Annotated in this window: 15 protein-coding genes; 6 read left to right on the top strand and 9 right to left on the bottom strand. The window is 58.9% G+C overall.

What is annotated here, in order from left to right; all coding sequences use genetic code 11:
- The first annotated feature begins 293 nt into the window (after window positions 1-293).
- On the top strand, window positions 294-647 hold the full coding sequence (gene uraH, locus AB3226_RS05495; RefSeq protein ID WP_367372314.1) for a hydroxyisourate hydrolase: 354 nt from the start codon (window positions 294-296) through the stop codon (window positions 645-647).
- Window positions 648-844: 197 nt separating this feature from the next.
- Here uraH and AB3226_RS05490 read toward each other — a convergent pair whose 3' ends face one another.
- The 7 genes from AB3226_RS05490 to AB3226_RS05460 all read right to left on the bottom strand — a co-directional run bounded on the left by AB3226_RS05490 (window position 845) and on the right by AB3226_RS05460 (window position 6399).
- Window positions 845-1471 (bottom strand): LysE family translocator, encoded by a 627-nt coding sequence (locus AB3226_RS05490; RefSeq protein ID WP_367372313.1) that lies wholly within the window; start codon window positions 1469-1471, stop codon window positions 845-847.
- Between the two features lie 79 nt (window positions 1472-1550).
- A complete protein-coding gene (locus tag AB3226_RS05485; protein ID WP_367375758.1) occupies window positions 1551-2870 on the bottom strand; it encodes an NCS2 family permease in 1320 nt (439 codons plus the stop codon).
- Between the two features lie 755 nt (window positions 2871-3625).
- Window positions 3626-3997, bottom strand: coding sequence for a glutathione S-transferase N-terminal domain-containing protein (locus AB3226_RS05480; protein ID WP_129436949.1), 372 nt, complete (start codon window positions 3995-3997; stop codon window positions 3626-3628).
- Window positions 3998-4099: 102 nt separating this feature from the next.
- Window positions 4100-4645: a GTP cyclohydrolase I FolE gene (folE, locus tag AB3226_RS05475; RefSeq protein WP_007898818.1), complete on the bottom strand. Its 546-nt coding sequence runs from the start codon at window positions 4643-4645 to the stop codon at window positions 4100-4102.
- Between the two features lie 77 nt (window positions 4646-4722).
- On the bottom strand, window positions 4723-5280 hold the full coding sequence (locus AB3226_RS05470; protein ID WP_007898817.1) for a Smr/MutS family protein: 558 nt from the start codon (window positions 5278-5280) through the stop codon (window positions 4723-4725).
- A gap of 75 nt (window positions 5281-5355) precedes the next feature.
- Entirely contained in the window at window positions 5356-5676 is a 321-nt protein-coding gene (locus AB3226_RS05465) for a hypothetical protein (RefSeq protein ID WP_010456650.1), read from the bottom strand.
- A gap of 132 nt (window positions 5677-5808) precedes the next feature.
- Window positions 5809-6399: a cysteine hydrolase family protein gene (locus tag AB3226_RS05460; protein ID WP_367372312.1), complete on the bottom strand. Its 591-nt coding sequence runs from the start codon at window positions 6397-6399 to the stop codon at window positions 5809-5811.
- A 238-nt stretch (window positions 6400-6637) separates the two neighbouring features.
- Between AB3226_RS05460 and prmB the strand changes: the two genes are divergently transcribed.
- On the top strand, window positions 6638-7546 hold the full coding sequence (prmB, locus tag AB3226_RS05455) for a 50S ribosomal protein L3 N(5)-glutamine methyltransferase (RefSeq protein WP_367372311.1): 909 nt from the start codon (window positions 6638-6640) through the stop codon (window positions 7544-7546).
- Between the two features lie 126 nt (window positions 7547-7672).
- Here prmB and AB3226_RS05450 read toward each other — a convergent pair whose 3' ends face one another.
- Both AB3226_RS05450 and AB3226_RS05445 read right to left on the bottom strand, forming a co-directional pair.
- Window positions 7673-8464, bottom strand: coding sequence for a hypothetical protein (locus tag AB3226_RS05450; RefSeq protein WP_367372310.1), 792 nt, complete (start codon window positions 8462-8464; stop codon window positions 7673-7675).
- Between the two features lie 154 nt (window positions 8465-8618).
- Window positions 8619-9617 carry an alpha/beta hydrolase gene (locus AB3226_RS05445; protein WP_367372309.1) on the bottom strand — a complete coding sequence of 333 codons (999 nt, stop codon included), beginning with the start codon at window positions 9615-9617 and terminating at the stop codon, window positions 8619-8621.
- A gap of 84 nt (window positions 9618-9701) precedes the next feature.
- Here AB3226_RS05445 and aroC point away from each other — a divergent pair, with 84 nt between their 5' ends.
- The 4 genes from aroC (at window position 9702) to AB3226_RS05425 (ending at window position 13319) form a co-directional block, all read left to right on the top strand.
- Window positions 9702-10793 (top strand): chorismate synthase, encoded by a 1092-nt coding sequence (gene aroC, locus AB3226_RS05440; RefSeq protein WP_030131637.1) that lies wholly within the window; start codon window positions 9702-9704, stop codon window positions 10791-10793.
- Window positions 10794-10970: 177 nt separating this feature from the next.
- The gene (locus AB3226_RS05435; RefSeq protein ID WP_367375757.1) at window positions 10971-12116 is read left to right on the top strand and encodes an MFS transporter; all 1146 of its coding nucleotides are present in this window, start codon (window positions 10971-10973) and stop codon (window positions 12114-12116) included.
- Window positions 12113-12739 (top strand): methylthioribulose 1-phosphate dehydratase, encoded by a 627-nt coding sequence (locus tag AB3226_RS05430; RefSeq protein ID WP_367372308.1) that lies wholly within the window; start codon window positions 12113-12115, stop codon window positions 12737-12739. Before AB3226_RS05435 ends, AB3226_RS05430 begins: the two co-directional genes overlap by 4 nt.
- A gap of 34 nt (window positions 12740-12773) precedes the next feature.
- The gene (locus AB3226_RS05425; RefSeq protein WP_367372307.1) at window positions 12774-13319 is read left to right on the top strand and encodes an acireductone dioxygenase; all 546 of its coding nucleotides are present in this window, start codon (window positions 12774-12776) and stop codon (window positions 13317-13319) included.
- Window position 13320 lies beyond the last annotated feature (1 nt).

Raw genomic sequence — 13320 nt, 5'->3', positions numbered from 1 at the left:
ATTTTTCACTGACTGCCCACTTTGAAGGGTACTGCAAGAAACCTGCCTGACTGGTCAGCTAATGGATAGGAGGTCCTCTGATCTCATGGTTCGGCGCAAGATTGGCTGGTAAACCCTGAATGACGGCGGTAGCGGTAAAAATGTCGTTTTTATTGTGTACAATTTTTATGAAAAGTGTCTTAATCAGTCGCTCGCCGCAGCTTTTCGTGCTCCGAAACGGTGCGGTCTCCTTTTCAACTGACTTCGGGAGGCGCGAGGTCTGACTGCTCCACGCAGGCAGGCGCGCAGAATCAATGGGACGTTTGACTACACACGTTTTGGACGCTGCACACGGTTGCCCAGGCAGTTCGATCAAGGTCGAGTTGTACCGCGTTGAAGGTTCGCAGCTGGAATGGGTCGCCACTGTGATTACCAACAGCGATGGCCGTGTCGATTCGCCGCTGCTGCAAGGCGCTGACTATCGGTCCGGGGTTTATCAGCTTCAGTTTCACGCGGGTGATTACTACCGCGCCCGTGGGGTTCAGTTGCCTGAGCCTGCGTTCCTGGATGTGGTGGTGCTGCGTTTCGGCATCTCCGCGGAGCAGGATCACTACCATGTGCCGTTGTTGATTTCGCCGTATAGCTATTCGACGTATCGAGGCAGTTGATCCCCCAAGCAGCTGCCTCCTCCGAGAAGCGACTGCGCATATAGCTTCTTTGGTCTTTCGCCCGCTCACACTGCGGGTTTTTTTTGTCCTGAGGAATGTGGTGCATGGGAGGGACCCTTCGCGGGCAAGCCTCGCTCCTACAGGGGATTAGTGAACGACACAGATCAATGTAGGAGCGAGGCTTGCCCGCGAAGCTTTTAGCGGCTCAATAATGAAGCGGCACCGGCCCCACTGAACAACCCCGCACTCACCCGGTTAAACCAGCTCTGCCCCTTGCCGCTACGCAGATACCGCGCCGCGCCGTGGGCACCGAGGCCATAAGCCAATTTGCACAGCAGATCAAGCACGGTCCAGGTGGCAATCATCACCAGCAACTGCGGCAGGAACGGTTGCTCGGCACTCAAAAACTGCGGCAGGAAAGCGGCGAAGAACAAAATGTCTTTCGGATTGCTAGCGCCGAGCATGAACGCGCGCCCGAACAGTGCGCGAAAGCGCGGCACCGGTGCAGCTTGGGGCACTTCGGCGCCTTGGGATGGCTGACGCGATTGCTGCCAGCTCTGCCAGGCAAGATAGAACAGGTACAGCGCACCGACGATTTTCAGGGCGCTGAACAGCTGTTCCGACGCCAGCAACAATGCGCCAAGACCCAAAGCCGAAGCACTGAGCAGGCAGATCGACGCAATCACGCCTCCCAGAAACGCTGGGTAAGAACGGCGCAAACCGTAATTCAAACTGTTGCTGATCATCAGCAAAGACAGTGGCCCCGGGATCAGGATCACCACCAGCGCAGCGCCGCTGAACAGCAGCCAGGTTTCCAGACTCATTACTTTCCTCCCTTTGCACAGAAGCCTCACCCGACGGGGTGAGGCTGTTTTGAAACACTGCTTTTGAATCGTAAACGGCTTACAAGAAAATGAACTTGGCGATGAAGATCGCGCAAAGCACCCACAGGCTGACGGAAATTTCCTTGTACTTACCGGTGCCGCCCTTCAACGCTACATAAGTGATGAAACCCAGCGCGATGCCGTCGGCGACCGAGAAGGTCAGTGGCATCATGATCGCGGTAACGATCGCCGGAATGCTGTCAGTCGCTTCGTCCCATTCGATATGCGCCATGCCACCCATCATCAGCATCGCCACATAAATCAGTGCACCGGCGGTTGCATAAGCGGGGATCATGCCAGCCAGCGGTGCGAAAAACATTGCGGCAATAAATAGCACACCTACGGTCACGGCGGTAAGACCAGTCCGACCACCCGCTGCTACACCCGCGGCACTTTCCACATAGCTGGTGACTGGCGGAACACCGACCACCGCACCAAATACGCTGGAAGCGCTGTCGGCTTTCATGGCGCGGGAAAGGTTTTCGATCCGGCCGTCAGCGTTCACCAGGTTGGCGCGCTGGGCGACGCCCATCAGGGTGCCAGCGGTGTCGAACATGTGCACGAAGAGGAAGGCCAGCACCACGCTGATCATGCTGACGTTGAACACGCCGGCGACATTCATGGCCATCCAGGTCGGTGCCAGGCTCGGCGGGGCAGACATGATGCCCTCGTAGTGCACCAAGCCCAGGCCCCAACCGGCCAAAGTCACGGTGATGATGCTGATGAGGATCGCGCCGAACACTTTGTGATAGCTGAGCACGGCAATCATCAGGAAGCAGATGGCCGCCAGCAGCGGGCCAGGCTCGCGCAGGGAACCAAGCTTGATCAGAGTGGCCGGGCTATCGACAACGATGCCGGCGGTTTTCAAACCGATCAGCCCCAGAAACAAGCCCACACCGGCGCCCATGGCAAAGCGCAAACTCACTGGAATGCTGTTGAGCAGCCATTCGCGAATCCGCGAAAAGGTCAGGAACATGAACAACACACCGGAGACGAACACCGCCCCGAGCGCGGTTTCCCAGTTGTAGCCCATAGTGCCGACCACGGTGTAAGTGAAGAACGCGTTCAGGCCCATGCCCGGTGCCAGGCCGACCGGCCAGTTGGCGTACAGGCCCATCAGCAGGCAACCCAGCGCGGCAGCGATGCAGGTAGCGACGAACGCCGCCCCGTGGTCGATGCCGGCATCGGCCATGATGTTCGGGTTGACGAAGATGATGTAAGCCATGGTGATGAAGGTTGTCAGACCGGCGATCAGCTCGGTCTTCACCGTGGTGCCGTGCAAGCTGAGTTTGAAGATGCGCTCCAGCCAGCCATTGCGTAATGGCGGCGAGAGTTCCAGCGTCGGGGCTTCGGATTTGCGGCTTTCCACAGCGAATACTCCTCAAGAGTTTTATTGTTATTTCCAGGGCCGGACCCATGAGGGTGGCAGCGACCCTTTGAGGTACTTGCGAATTTGTTGACCTGTTGGTCAAGAACTCGCACGAAGCGAATTATGCTTTTGTATACAAATAAAGCAAATAATGTTTTTGATTTTGTAGACGAAAAGTTTGGCAATAGGGATATATCGCCAGGAAGGACGCCTTCGCGGGCAAGCCTCGCTCCTACAGGTGAGTGCATTCCCCTGTGGGAGCGTGGCTTGCCCGCGATAGCTTTAGATCAGTCGACACACATGTCGCGGGTAGAGCGTTCAGTCAGCTTCCACCTGACTTTTTCCCAGCGCCAGATTCACCGCCAACCTTTTCCGATCTGGCGCAGTGGAACGTGCCGCAGGGTGGGCAGCTCGAGCAATTGGCGACGGTGGTGCGGCAGGCACATGCAGCAGAAGTGGCCTGAGGGGAGGGTATAAACAACAAACCGGCCAATCGGCCAATGCCAGTCAGTTAAGCGCAATCCATGTGGGAGCGGCGGTGCGACGATTCGACTTGCTCGCGAAGACGGCGGCACAGTAAACATTGATGTTGCCTGACCCACCGCTTTCGCGAGCAAGCCCGCTCCCACAGTGGATCTTTTTTAAACACAGATCCCATTCACACTACAAATCCCTGTGGGAGCGGGCTTGCCCGCGATGAGGCCGGTCGAAGCACCACAAAACCATCAGGCAGCAGCAAATCGCTTATCCAGATAATCAATGATCACCTTGGACTCATACATCCAGGTGGTCTGGCCATTCTCTTCGATGCGCAGGCACGGCACCTTGATCTTGCCACCTTGCTCCAGCAGCGCCTGGCGATCCTGTTCGTTGTTCTTCGCATCGCGCAACGCCACCGGAACGTTCAGGCGACGCAGGGTGCGGCGGGTTTTCACGCAGAACGGGCAGGCGTGGAACTGATACAGGGTCAGGTCCTTGGCGGCCGTTTCGACCTGAGCCTGAGCGGCGGCGGGGCGCTGCTTTTTGCCTGGGCGAGTAATGAAATCGATGAAGATGATCAGTTGGCCGAGGCCGACACGAAGCGCTTTAACGAACACGGGGTAAGCCTCACAGGAGCAAACAGAAGGCGCGCAGCTTACCTGATTTTTCGCAGGCGAAAAAAAACCGGCGATCAGTGCCGGTTTTCTTCGTGCTGCGAGTTACTTGATCAGGCTGAGAAACTCGCTGCGGGTCGCCGCATTTTCGCGAAACTCGCCGAGCATCACTGAGGTGATCATCGTCGAATTCTGTTTCTCCACACCGCGCATCATCATGCACATGTGCTTGGCCTCGATCACCACGGCAACGCCCAGGGCGCCGGTGACTTGCTGGACCGCATCGGCGATCTGGCGGCTGAGGTTTTCCTGGATCTGCAGGCGCCGGGCATACATATCGACGATGCGCGCGACTTTCGACAGCCCCAGAACCTTGCCGCTCGGGATGTAGGCAACATGGGCCTTGCCGATGAACGGCAGCATGTGGTGCTCGCACAACGAGTAAAGCTCGATGTCCTTGACCAGCACCATCTCGCTGTTGTCGGAGCTGAACAAGGCACCGTTGGTAACCTCTTCCAGTGTCTGTTCATAACCGCGGCAAAGGTACTGCATGGCTTTGGCGGCACGTTTTGGCGTGTCGAGCAGGCCCTCGCGGGAGGCGTCCTCGCCCAATTGGCCGAGAATCTCGGTGTAATTCTGTTCCAGGGACATGAAACTACCTGTGGGATTTTACGCAAAGGGCAAGGGTACGGTGACGGACACGGCGCTGCAAGCGTGAAGCGACGGCATCACTCGTCACGACCTTCCATCATGGTGCGTTTGAGCATCACATAAACTGCTCCGGCGCCGCCGTGTTTCGGTTGGCACGAGGTGAAGCCGAGTACCTGTGAATGCTGGCGTAGCCACGTGTTGACGTGACTCTTGATCATCGGCCGCTTGCCGTCCAGGCGAACCGCTTTGCCATGGGTGACACGTACGCAGCGGATTTCGAATTTTGTCGCTTCGGCCAGAAAGGCCCACAGGGTTTCACGGGCCTTTTCCACGTTCATGCCATGCAGATCGAGGCTGCCTTCGAACGGAATCTGTCCGATCTTGAGCTTGCGCATCTGGCTTTCCTGGACGCCGTCGCGGGCCCACATCAGCTCATCTTCGGGACCGACATCGATGACGAACTGATCGGACAGCCCGTCAACGGTGGTGGCATCAGTGCGCACGGTGGCGGCCTGGCGCAGCTTGGCAATTTGCGCGCGGTCGGCCTTGGGTTTGCCGGTTTCGGCGCGATCGTGCTTGATCGGCTTGACGCCTTGGATCGCGCTTTTGAACAGGGAAAAATCGTCGTCTTGCATGTCAGCCTCCGCGAAGGGCGGCCAGTTTACCCAAGTCGGGACGCATCGGGCGCGACAAAACGTCCGGCGTTGGGCTTAGTCGTGTTTTTTCATCAAGTGCGGAGACATGTTCAGCTCTCGCGACTGGCGCGAGCGGCGACGGCAGCGGCGCCATAGCCACACACCGATGTACAGCACGAACAGGCCTACCGCCAGAATAATCGCCGAGCCCAGTGGGCTGGCATTCAACTCGCCCAACGCGGGTGGCCGGCCCAGCAGGCTGGCCGCGCCGGCCATCGCCAGCAACACACCGCACGTCGCCAGCAAGGCAGCGAACGCTGCGCCGAAGCGAAAACGCCAGTTGCGTTGGCCTTTGGGCCGCAAGCGGCGTGCATCAAAACCATCGGATAACTTCATTCCGACCTTCCTCAATGGGTATCGGCCCTTCGACCGGGAGTTGACCGGGATGTTCCTGAGGCTAGGGCAATTACAGCAAATGAGAGGCTTTTGCGGATGAGCGGCGGCATAGACCGCTCATCGAAGGGGTGATCAGATCAGTTCGTGGGTCTGGGCGAGGGTGGCGAAATTGTCCGCCATAATCGCCATCTCGGTGTGCTGAACGTGCTCGGCGCTCAGGACGCCACCCTTGTAAGGCAGGTCGCGAGTCGCGCAGGCGTCTTCAACCAATGTGCAACGAAAGCCCAGGTTCTTTGCGGCGCGTACGGTAGTGCTGACGCTGGAATGGCTCATGAAGCCGCAGACGATAAGGTCCAGCGAGCCGAGATTCTGCAGGCGCTCCAGCAGTTCGGTGCCATGAAACGCACTCGGTAGCAATTTGCCGATGATGGTTTCGTCACCTTGTGGCTCGAGCCCGGGGATGAACTCGCCGCGCTCGCCTTGCGGGTCGAACAGTCCACCGACAGTGCCGAGGTGGCGCACGTGCACGATCGGCCGACCGGCTGCACGGGCAGCGGCCACCAGTTGCTTGATGTTCGCGACGGCAGCATCCATGCCGCTCAGTGCCAAGGGGCCGCTGAGGTATTCTTTCTGGGCATCGATGATGACAAGGGTCGCATGACCCAGATTGGCCGCTGCATAACCACGGCCGCTGAGTTGAAACATCGTTTTTGGAACGGACATTCTGGGGCTCCTTCGGGTGGGGCTTTTGCGACATTGTCCTCTGGCTGAGCGCTTCTGTGAATCGCTACCATCGTAGGCACCGCCGTTGTTGGGTCGCAGCCTCGTTAAGATACTCGTTCTGTTCAATAGCTTGCTGAAAAAATAGAAGAGTCCTACATCTGGTCCGGTGTTTTTCCTGCGTCGTCGCGGCGCCTTTTGGCTGTTAGAATCGTCAGTCGTTTTTTCTGGAGTTTGCCCCGTGATCACTTCCCGACTTCGTACCCTGCGTGACCATATCCGTTGGGCCGTCAGCCGCTTCCATGGGGAGGATCTGTTTTTCGGCCATGGGACCGACAACGCCTGGGACGAAGCCCGTCAGCTGGTATTGGGTGCGCTGCACTTGCCGTGGGAAATCGCCGACAGCTATCTGGATTGCCGTCTGGAAGATGACGAGCTGGTCAATCTGCAACGCTTGCTCAAGCGCCGCATCGAAGAGCGCATTCCGACAGCTTACCTGCTGGGCGAAGCCTGGTTCTGTGGAATGTCATTCATTGTCGACGAGCGCGTGCTGATCCCGCGTTCGCCAATTGGCGAGCTGATCGAAAAGCGTTTCGAACCGTGGTTGGGTGCCGAACCTGCGCGCATTCTCGACCTGTGCACAGGTTCCGGTTGCATCGGCATCGCCTGTGCCTACGAGTTCCAGAACGCTGAAGTGGTACTGGCCGATCTATCGTTCGAAGCGCTGGAAGTGGCGAACCAGAACATCGAGCGCCACGGTGTCGATGAGCGCGTGTTCACCGTTCAGGGCGATGGTTTCGATGGCTTGCCGGGTCAACGTTTCGACCTGATCGTGTCGAACCCGCCTTACGTCGATGCGGAAGATTTCGCCGACATGCCGGACGAGTATCAGCACGAACCGGAGTTGGGCCTGGCCTGTGGCGATGACGGTTTGAACCTGGTGCGTCGCATGCTCGCCGAAGCGGCGGATCATCTGACCGAGAAGGGTTTGCTGATTGTCGAGGTGGGTAACAGCCAGGTTCACGTCGAGGCGTTGTACCCGGAAGTCGATTTCGCGTGGCTGGAGTTCGAGCGCGGTGGGCATGGGGTGTTCATGCTGACAGCGGAGCAGTGCCGCAATCATCAGGCGTTGTTCGCTTCTCGCGTCTGACGATAGAAAGCCATCGCGGGCAAGCCACGCTCCCACAGGTTTTGTGTGTGCCACATCATTTAGACACGACACAAAACCTGTGGGAGCGTGGCTTGCCCGCGATGGCCGCGCCGCGGTCTCAAGTTTTCAACGGTGCGTAGCAATCCAGATCAACAACCCCGCCTGAAACACCGCAAACGCCACCAGACACGTAATGGTAAAACGCAGCCCTGCGTCTTCGCGTTTGTACTTGCTGACTTTTTCTTCGTGCTTCTTCAGTTTGACTTCCTGTTCCGCCAGGTTCTGCTCGGCTTGCTGGAGCATCTGCGCGGCTTCGAGGATTTCCACCTGCTGCAACTTTTCGCTGTTCCAGTCGCCGAGCAAATCACCGACCTGCACTTCTTTAACGCTGCCCTTCAAATGCTGGGCGTCGGCGTAGACCACGTCAAAACCGTGCACCCGCAGAAAGTGATCGCGGCGCAGGCGAGTGTCTTCGTTCAGCGCATCCTTGTTGTTCAGATCGGTGGCGTCGACGGTGTAGGCGGGCCATTTCTTCTTCGCCCAGGTAATGCCCTGAGCGGCCATATAGCGCCCGATGCCGCGGTTCATCGGCTCGATCTGCAAACCGCTTTCCGGCTCGAAATGCACGCCTTTGGTCGTGTGATTAACCCACACGTCCAGATGATTCTGTTCTTTGCGCACACGCTGGCCCGGCAGCTTGATGGTCATGCGCAGCAGACTGTGTTCCTTGCTATTGCGTTCGGCGTAACCAAATTCGACAAAGCGCAATGGCCGTCCGCCAGTGTTGCGGTCGGTTTTCAGCGGCGCCAGGCGGAGCATTTTGTGGTGCTCGACGTGGACATCCGCCCACGGCAGCTCGACCGCTGGCGGTGCGTCTTTTTCAGCGGTGGTGTCCGGTGAAGTCTGGGTATCAGTCATAACGGCGAGATCCTGTCCAAGCCCTGCTTGCCGCCAGCCATTGCGCTGGCGACAAAGGCTTATCGGCCGTTTTTTTCAGGACTGGAGGGGCAGGGGCGTTCTCAACTAGTTTTCCCAGCGTGAAAACTAGTTGAGAACGCCCCTCTGACAGCGCTTAACGGGTGCGAAGTCCGTCAATAAACCCGAGGATTCGCGCGCCGAGTTCGGCTGCCAGTGGCAATTGCGGATCTTTATAGGAGGCCAATTGCCGCTTCACGTCGTTGGGCACGATGCGCATCACGTGGTTCATGCCTTCGATCAGCGCCAGTTCGGCGTCCGGTTTGGCGGCCTTGAGCGCCCGGGCGTCACCGACGCCGACCTGAATGTCGTTGCTGCCCTGGATAATCAGCGCCGGCATCTTCAGTTTGGCGAAGGCCGCTGCCGGGTCTTGGCGGAACAACGAAATCAGATACGGCTGCACGCTGGGACGGAAAATCACCTGCAATTGCGGGGGCACGTTGTCGTCGGTGTGGCCGGCCTTGAGGCTGTCGAGTAGCTCATTGCTGCGCAGCATCAAGGGAGGCGGAAGGCGATTACTCAATTGCTGGCGCAGGACCTGATCGATCGGCCGGGCGCTGCCGGACATGGAAATCACCGCCGCGGCATCGACGTTTGGCGCCGCCAGGCTGGCGATCAAAGCACCTTCGCTGTGGCCCAGCAAAATCAGTTGGCCAAAGCGCGGATCGGTTTTGAGCTTGTGGCCCCAGGCTTCGGCGTCGGCCACATAGGCCTCCACCGACAGATTGCGTTCGTCTGGAGTCGCAGCCAGGCTCGCCGCCACGCCGCGCTTGTCGTAGCGCACACTGGCGATGTTGTGTTTGGCCAGCACCCAGGCCAGTCGTTTGAGGCTGTCGTTGCGTCCGCCGTCGGGATTGTTTCCGTCACGGTCCGTAGGACCGGAGCCGGAAATGATCAGGACAACCGGTACAGGCGTGTCGGACTTGGGCAGCAACAGCGAGCCGAAAAGCTCGCCGCTGCCGGTGTCCAAAGTGATCGGGCGTTGCAGGACAGTGGCCTGTGCAAAGCCGGTAAACAAGGTAAGGCTCAAGGCTAGAACTCGCAGCATCATCACGCCATCATCCACAAGGTGCCGGTTGGACTCGCAGGCACCCATAAGGTTCGAGGATGAACTAGTCGGGTAGCCTGCGTATACTGGCGCGCATTACGTATTTCAGTTCGATTTCACGGAGCGTCCCGCATGTCCGGCAATACCTACGGCAAGCTGTTCACTGTCACCACCGCGGGCGAAAGCCATGGTCCGGCGTTGGTCGCCATTGTCGATGGCTGCCCGCCGGGCCTGGAGATTTCCCTTGAGGACCTGCAGCGCGACCTGGACCGGCGCAAGCCCGGCACCAGCCGTCACACCACCCAGCGCCAGGAAGCCGACGAAGTCGAAATCCTCAGCGGCGTGTTCGAAGGCCGCACCACCGGTTGCGCCATCGGCCTGCTGATTCGCAACACCGACCAGAAGTCCAAGGACTACTCGGCGATCAAGGATCTGTTCCGCCCGGCCCACGCCGACTACACCTACCACCACAAATACGGCGAGCGCGATTACCGCGGCGGCGGTCGCAGTTCGGCCCGTGAAACCGCCATGCGCGTGGCGGCAGGGGCGATTGCGAAAAAGTACCTGGCCACCCAGGGCATCGTCATTCGTGGCTACATGAGCCAACTCGGCCCGATCGAAATCCCGTTCAAGACCTGGGATTCGGTGGAAGAAAACGCCTTCTTCAGCCCCGATCCGGACAAAGTGCCGGAGCTGGAGGCCTATATGGACCAGTTGCGTCGCGACCAGGATTCGGTAGGCGCGAAGATCACCGTGGTTGCCGAAGGCGTTATGCCTGGCTTGGGCGAGCCGATTTTCGACCGCCTCGATGCCGAACTGGCCCACGCGCTGATGAGCATCAACGCGGTCAAAGGCGTGGAAATCGGTGCCGGATTTGCCAGCATCGCCCAGCGCGGTACCGAACACCGCGATGAAATGACCCCGGAAGGTTTCCTCAGCAACAACGCCGGCGGCATTCTCGGTGGCATCTCGTCCGGTCAGCCGATCGTTGCGCATCTGGCACTCAAGCCAACCTCGAGCATCACTACTCCGGGCCGTTCCATCGACATCCACGGCAACCCGGTTGAGGTTGTCACCAAAGGCCGTCACGACCCGTGCGTCGGCATCCGCGCCACGCCGATTGCCGAAGCGATGATGGCCATCGTGCTGATGGATCACCTGCTGCGTCACCGCGGGCAGAACGTCGATGTGCGCGTGAGCACTCCGGTGCTGGGTCAGCTTTAATGGCTGACGCAGGGGCTGTACGAAAACTCGCCGAGCGGCGATCAGGCAAGGCAAAAACAGGCGAGCAAGCGGAGTGTAGGGACCTACATGAGCATTGCGAGCCTGTTTTTAACGCAGCATGATCGTCGCGCAGGCAGTTTTTGTGCAGAACCTTACAGCCGCTTTGGTTTGACGACCGTGGCGGCGCTCCCGTACTGGCGGCTTTCCAGTTTCTATCTGTTCTATTTCGCCTTGCTCGGTTCGACGGCGCCGTTTCTGGCGCTGTATTTCGATCACCTGGGCTTTTCCAGTGCGCGCATTGGCGAACTGGTGGCAATCCCGATGCTGATGCGCTGCGTGGCGCCGAACATCTGGGGCTGGCTCGGTGACTACACCGGCCAGCGGCTGGCCATCGTGCGGTTCGGCGCGGTCTGTACGCTGCTGACCTTCTCACTGATTTTCATCAGCAAAAGCTATGCGTGGCTGGCGATGGTCATGGCCTTGCATGCGTTCTTCTGGCACGCGGTATTGCCGCAGTTCGAAGTCATCACTCTGGCGCATTTGAACGGCCAGTCGTCTCGCTACAGTCAGATTCGCCTGTGGGGTTCAATCGGTTTCATTATCACCGTGGTCGCGCTGGGCAGATTGTTTGAATGGCTTAGCCTGGACATCTATCCGGTGGCGCTGGTGCTGATCATGGCCGGGATCGTCGTCAGCAGTTTATGGGTGCCTAACGCGCAACCGATTCAGGGTGAACGGTTGGCGGGGGAGGGATTCCTCCAGCAATTGCGCAACCCCGGAGTGTTGGCGTTCTACGGTTGCGTGGCGCTGATGCAGATGAGTCACGGGCCGTATTACACCTTTCTGACCCTGCATCTTGAGCGACTCGGTTACAGTCGCGGGTTGATCGGCATACTCTGGGCGGTCGGCGTGGTTGCCGAAGTCTTGATGTTTCTGGCCATGAGCAAGATCCTTGCGCGTTTCTCGGTGCGCCGGGTGCTGCTGACGAGTTTTCTATTGGCGGCGTTGCGTTGGTTGTTGCTCGGTTCGTTTGCTGAATTCCTCTGGGTGCTGCTGTTTGCCCAAGTGCTGCACGCCGCAACCTTCGGCAGCTTTCACGCGGCTGCCATCCAGTTCGTGCAACGTAGCTTCGGCGCGCGGCAGCAAGGGCAGGGCCAGGCGTTGTATGCCGCGTTGGCCGGCACCGGCGGCGCGCTGGGTGCGTTGTATTCCGGCTACAGCTGGAATGCCCTTGGCGCCACATTGACCTTTAGTATTGCCAGTCTCGCAGCCTTTGCGGCTGCCGTTATCATTGCCACATGTATGCAAGAGGACAGGCCATGAGCCTTACCCGTGAACACCTCGCCCAGGAAATCATCGACGCCGGGCGTTTTCTGTATGGTCGCGGCTGGTCGCCGGCCACCAGCAGCAATTATTCGACCCGCCTGTCGCCGACCGAAGCCTTGCTGACGGTCTCTGGCAAACACAAAGGCCAGTTGAGCCTTGATGATGTGCTCGCCACCGACCTGTCGGGCAATAGCCTGGAACCGGGCAAAAAACCGTCCGCCGAAACCCTGCTGCACACTCAGCTCTACAGCTGGCGCCCGGAGATCGGCGCGGTGTTGCACACCCATTCGGTGAATGCCACGGTGCTGTCGCGCCTGACGCCGGAAGACTTCATCGAGTTTGAAGACTACGAACTGCAAAAAGCCTTCAGTGGCGTCTCGACCCACGAGTGCCGCGTGCGCGTGCCGATTTTCGACAACGATCAGGACATTGCGCGGCTGGCCGCCAAGGTGCAGCCTTGGCTCGACGCCCATCCTGATTGCGTCGGCTATCTGATCCGCGGCCATGGCCTCTACACGTGGGGCGCGCGCATGAACGACGCGCTGCGGCAGATCGAGGCCTTTGAATTTTTGTTCGAGTGCGAGTTGAAGACGCGCTCGGTTATGAACCGTCAAGCATGAACCAAAAAGCATGAACCGTTAAGGAGTTGCCCAGATGAGCAGCCTGTCCGTTTATCACGTCTCCAGCCCTGAAATACCGAACAAGGTCCTGACCCACCTTGAAGACATCGCCTCGACCCTGGCCGAGCAGGGCGTGCGTTTCGACCGTTGGCAAGCGGCGGCGAAAATCCAGCCCGGTGCCAGCCAGGAAGAAGTGATCGCCGCGTATCAGGAGCAAATCGACAAGCTGATGACCGAGCGCGGCTACATCACCGTCGACGTGATCAGCCTGAACAGCGACCACCCGCAAAAAGCCGAGTTGCGCGCCAAGTTCCTCGATGAGCACCGCCATGGTGAAGACGAAGTACGATTTTTCGTCGCCGGCCGTGGCTTGTTCACCCTGCACATCGACGATTACGTCTACGCTGTGCTCTGCGAGAAAAACGACCTGATCTCCGTACCGGCCGGTACGCCGCACTGGTTCGACATGGGTGAAAACCCGCATTTCGTCGCGATCCGCCTGTTCAACAACCCTGAAGGCTGGGTGGCCAATTTCACCGGCGACAACATCGCCAGCCGCTTCCCGCGTCTCGAGGACTGAG

Source organism: Pseudomonas lini (genome assembly GCF_964063345.1).
GTDB lineage: Bacteria > Pseudomonadota > Gammaproteobacteria > Pseudomonadales > Pseudomonadaceae > Aquipseudomonas > Aquipseudomonas lini_B.
Note: the sequence above shows the minus strand (reverse complement) of the source record. Positions and strands in the feature narration are given on the sequence as shown.

What these genes read in the sequence shown, in the direction of transcription:
- uraH (WP_367372314.1), top strand. Translation starts at nt 294, where the DNA reads ATGGGACGTTTGACTACACACGTTTTGGACGCTGCACACGGTTGCCCA.
- AB3226_RS05490 (WP_367372313.1), bottom strand. Translation starts at nt 1,471, where the DNA reads ATGAGTCTGGAAACCTGGCTGCTGTTCAGCGGCGCTGCGCTGGTGGTG.
- folE (WP_007898818.1), bottom strand. Translation starts at nt 4,645, where the DNA reads ATGTCCCTGGAACAGAATTACACCGAGATTCTCGGCCAATTGGGCGAG.
- AB3226_RS05470 (WP_007898817.1), bottom strand. Translation starts at nt 5,280, where the DNA reads ATGCAAGACGACGATTTTTCCCTGTTCAAAAGCGCGATCCAAGGCGTC.
- AB3226_RS05465 (WP_010456650.1), bottom strand. Translation starts at nt 5,676, where the DNA reads ATGAAGTTATCCGATGGTTTTGATGCACGCCGCTTGCGGCCCAAAGGC.
- AB3226_RS05460 (WP_367372312.1), bottom strand. Translation starts at nt 6,399, where the DNA reads ATGTCCGTTCCAAAAACGATGTTTCAACTCAGCGGCCGTGGTTATGCA.
- AB3226_RS05450 (WP_367372310.1), bottom strand. Translation starts at nt 8,464, where the DNA reads ATGACTGATACCCAGACTTCACCGGACACCACCGCTGAAAAAGACGCA.
- AB3226_RS05445 (WP_367372309.1), bottom strand. Translation starts at nt 9,617, where the DNA reads ATGGGTGCCTGCGAGTCCAACCGGCACCTTGTGGATGATGGCGTGATG.
- aroC (WP_030131637.1), top strand. Translation starts at nt 9,702, where the DNA reads ATGTCCGGCAATACCTACGGCAAGCTGTTCACTGTCACCACCGCGGGC.
- AB3226_RS05430 (WP_367372308.1), top strand. Translation starts at nt 12,113, where the DNA reads ATGAGCCTTACCCGTGAACACCTCGCCCAGGAAATCATCGACGCCGGG.
- AB3226_RS05425 (WP_367372307.1), top strand. Translation starts at nt 12,774, where the DNA reads ATGAGCAGCCTGTCCGTTTATCACGTCTCCAGCCCTGAAATACCGAAC.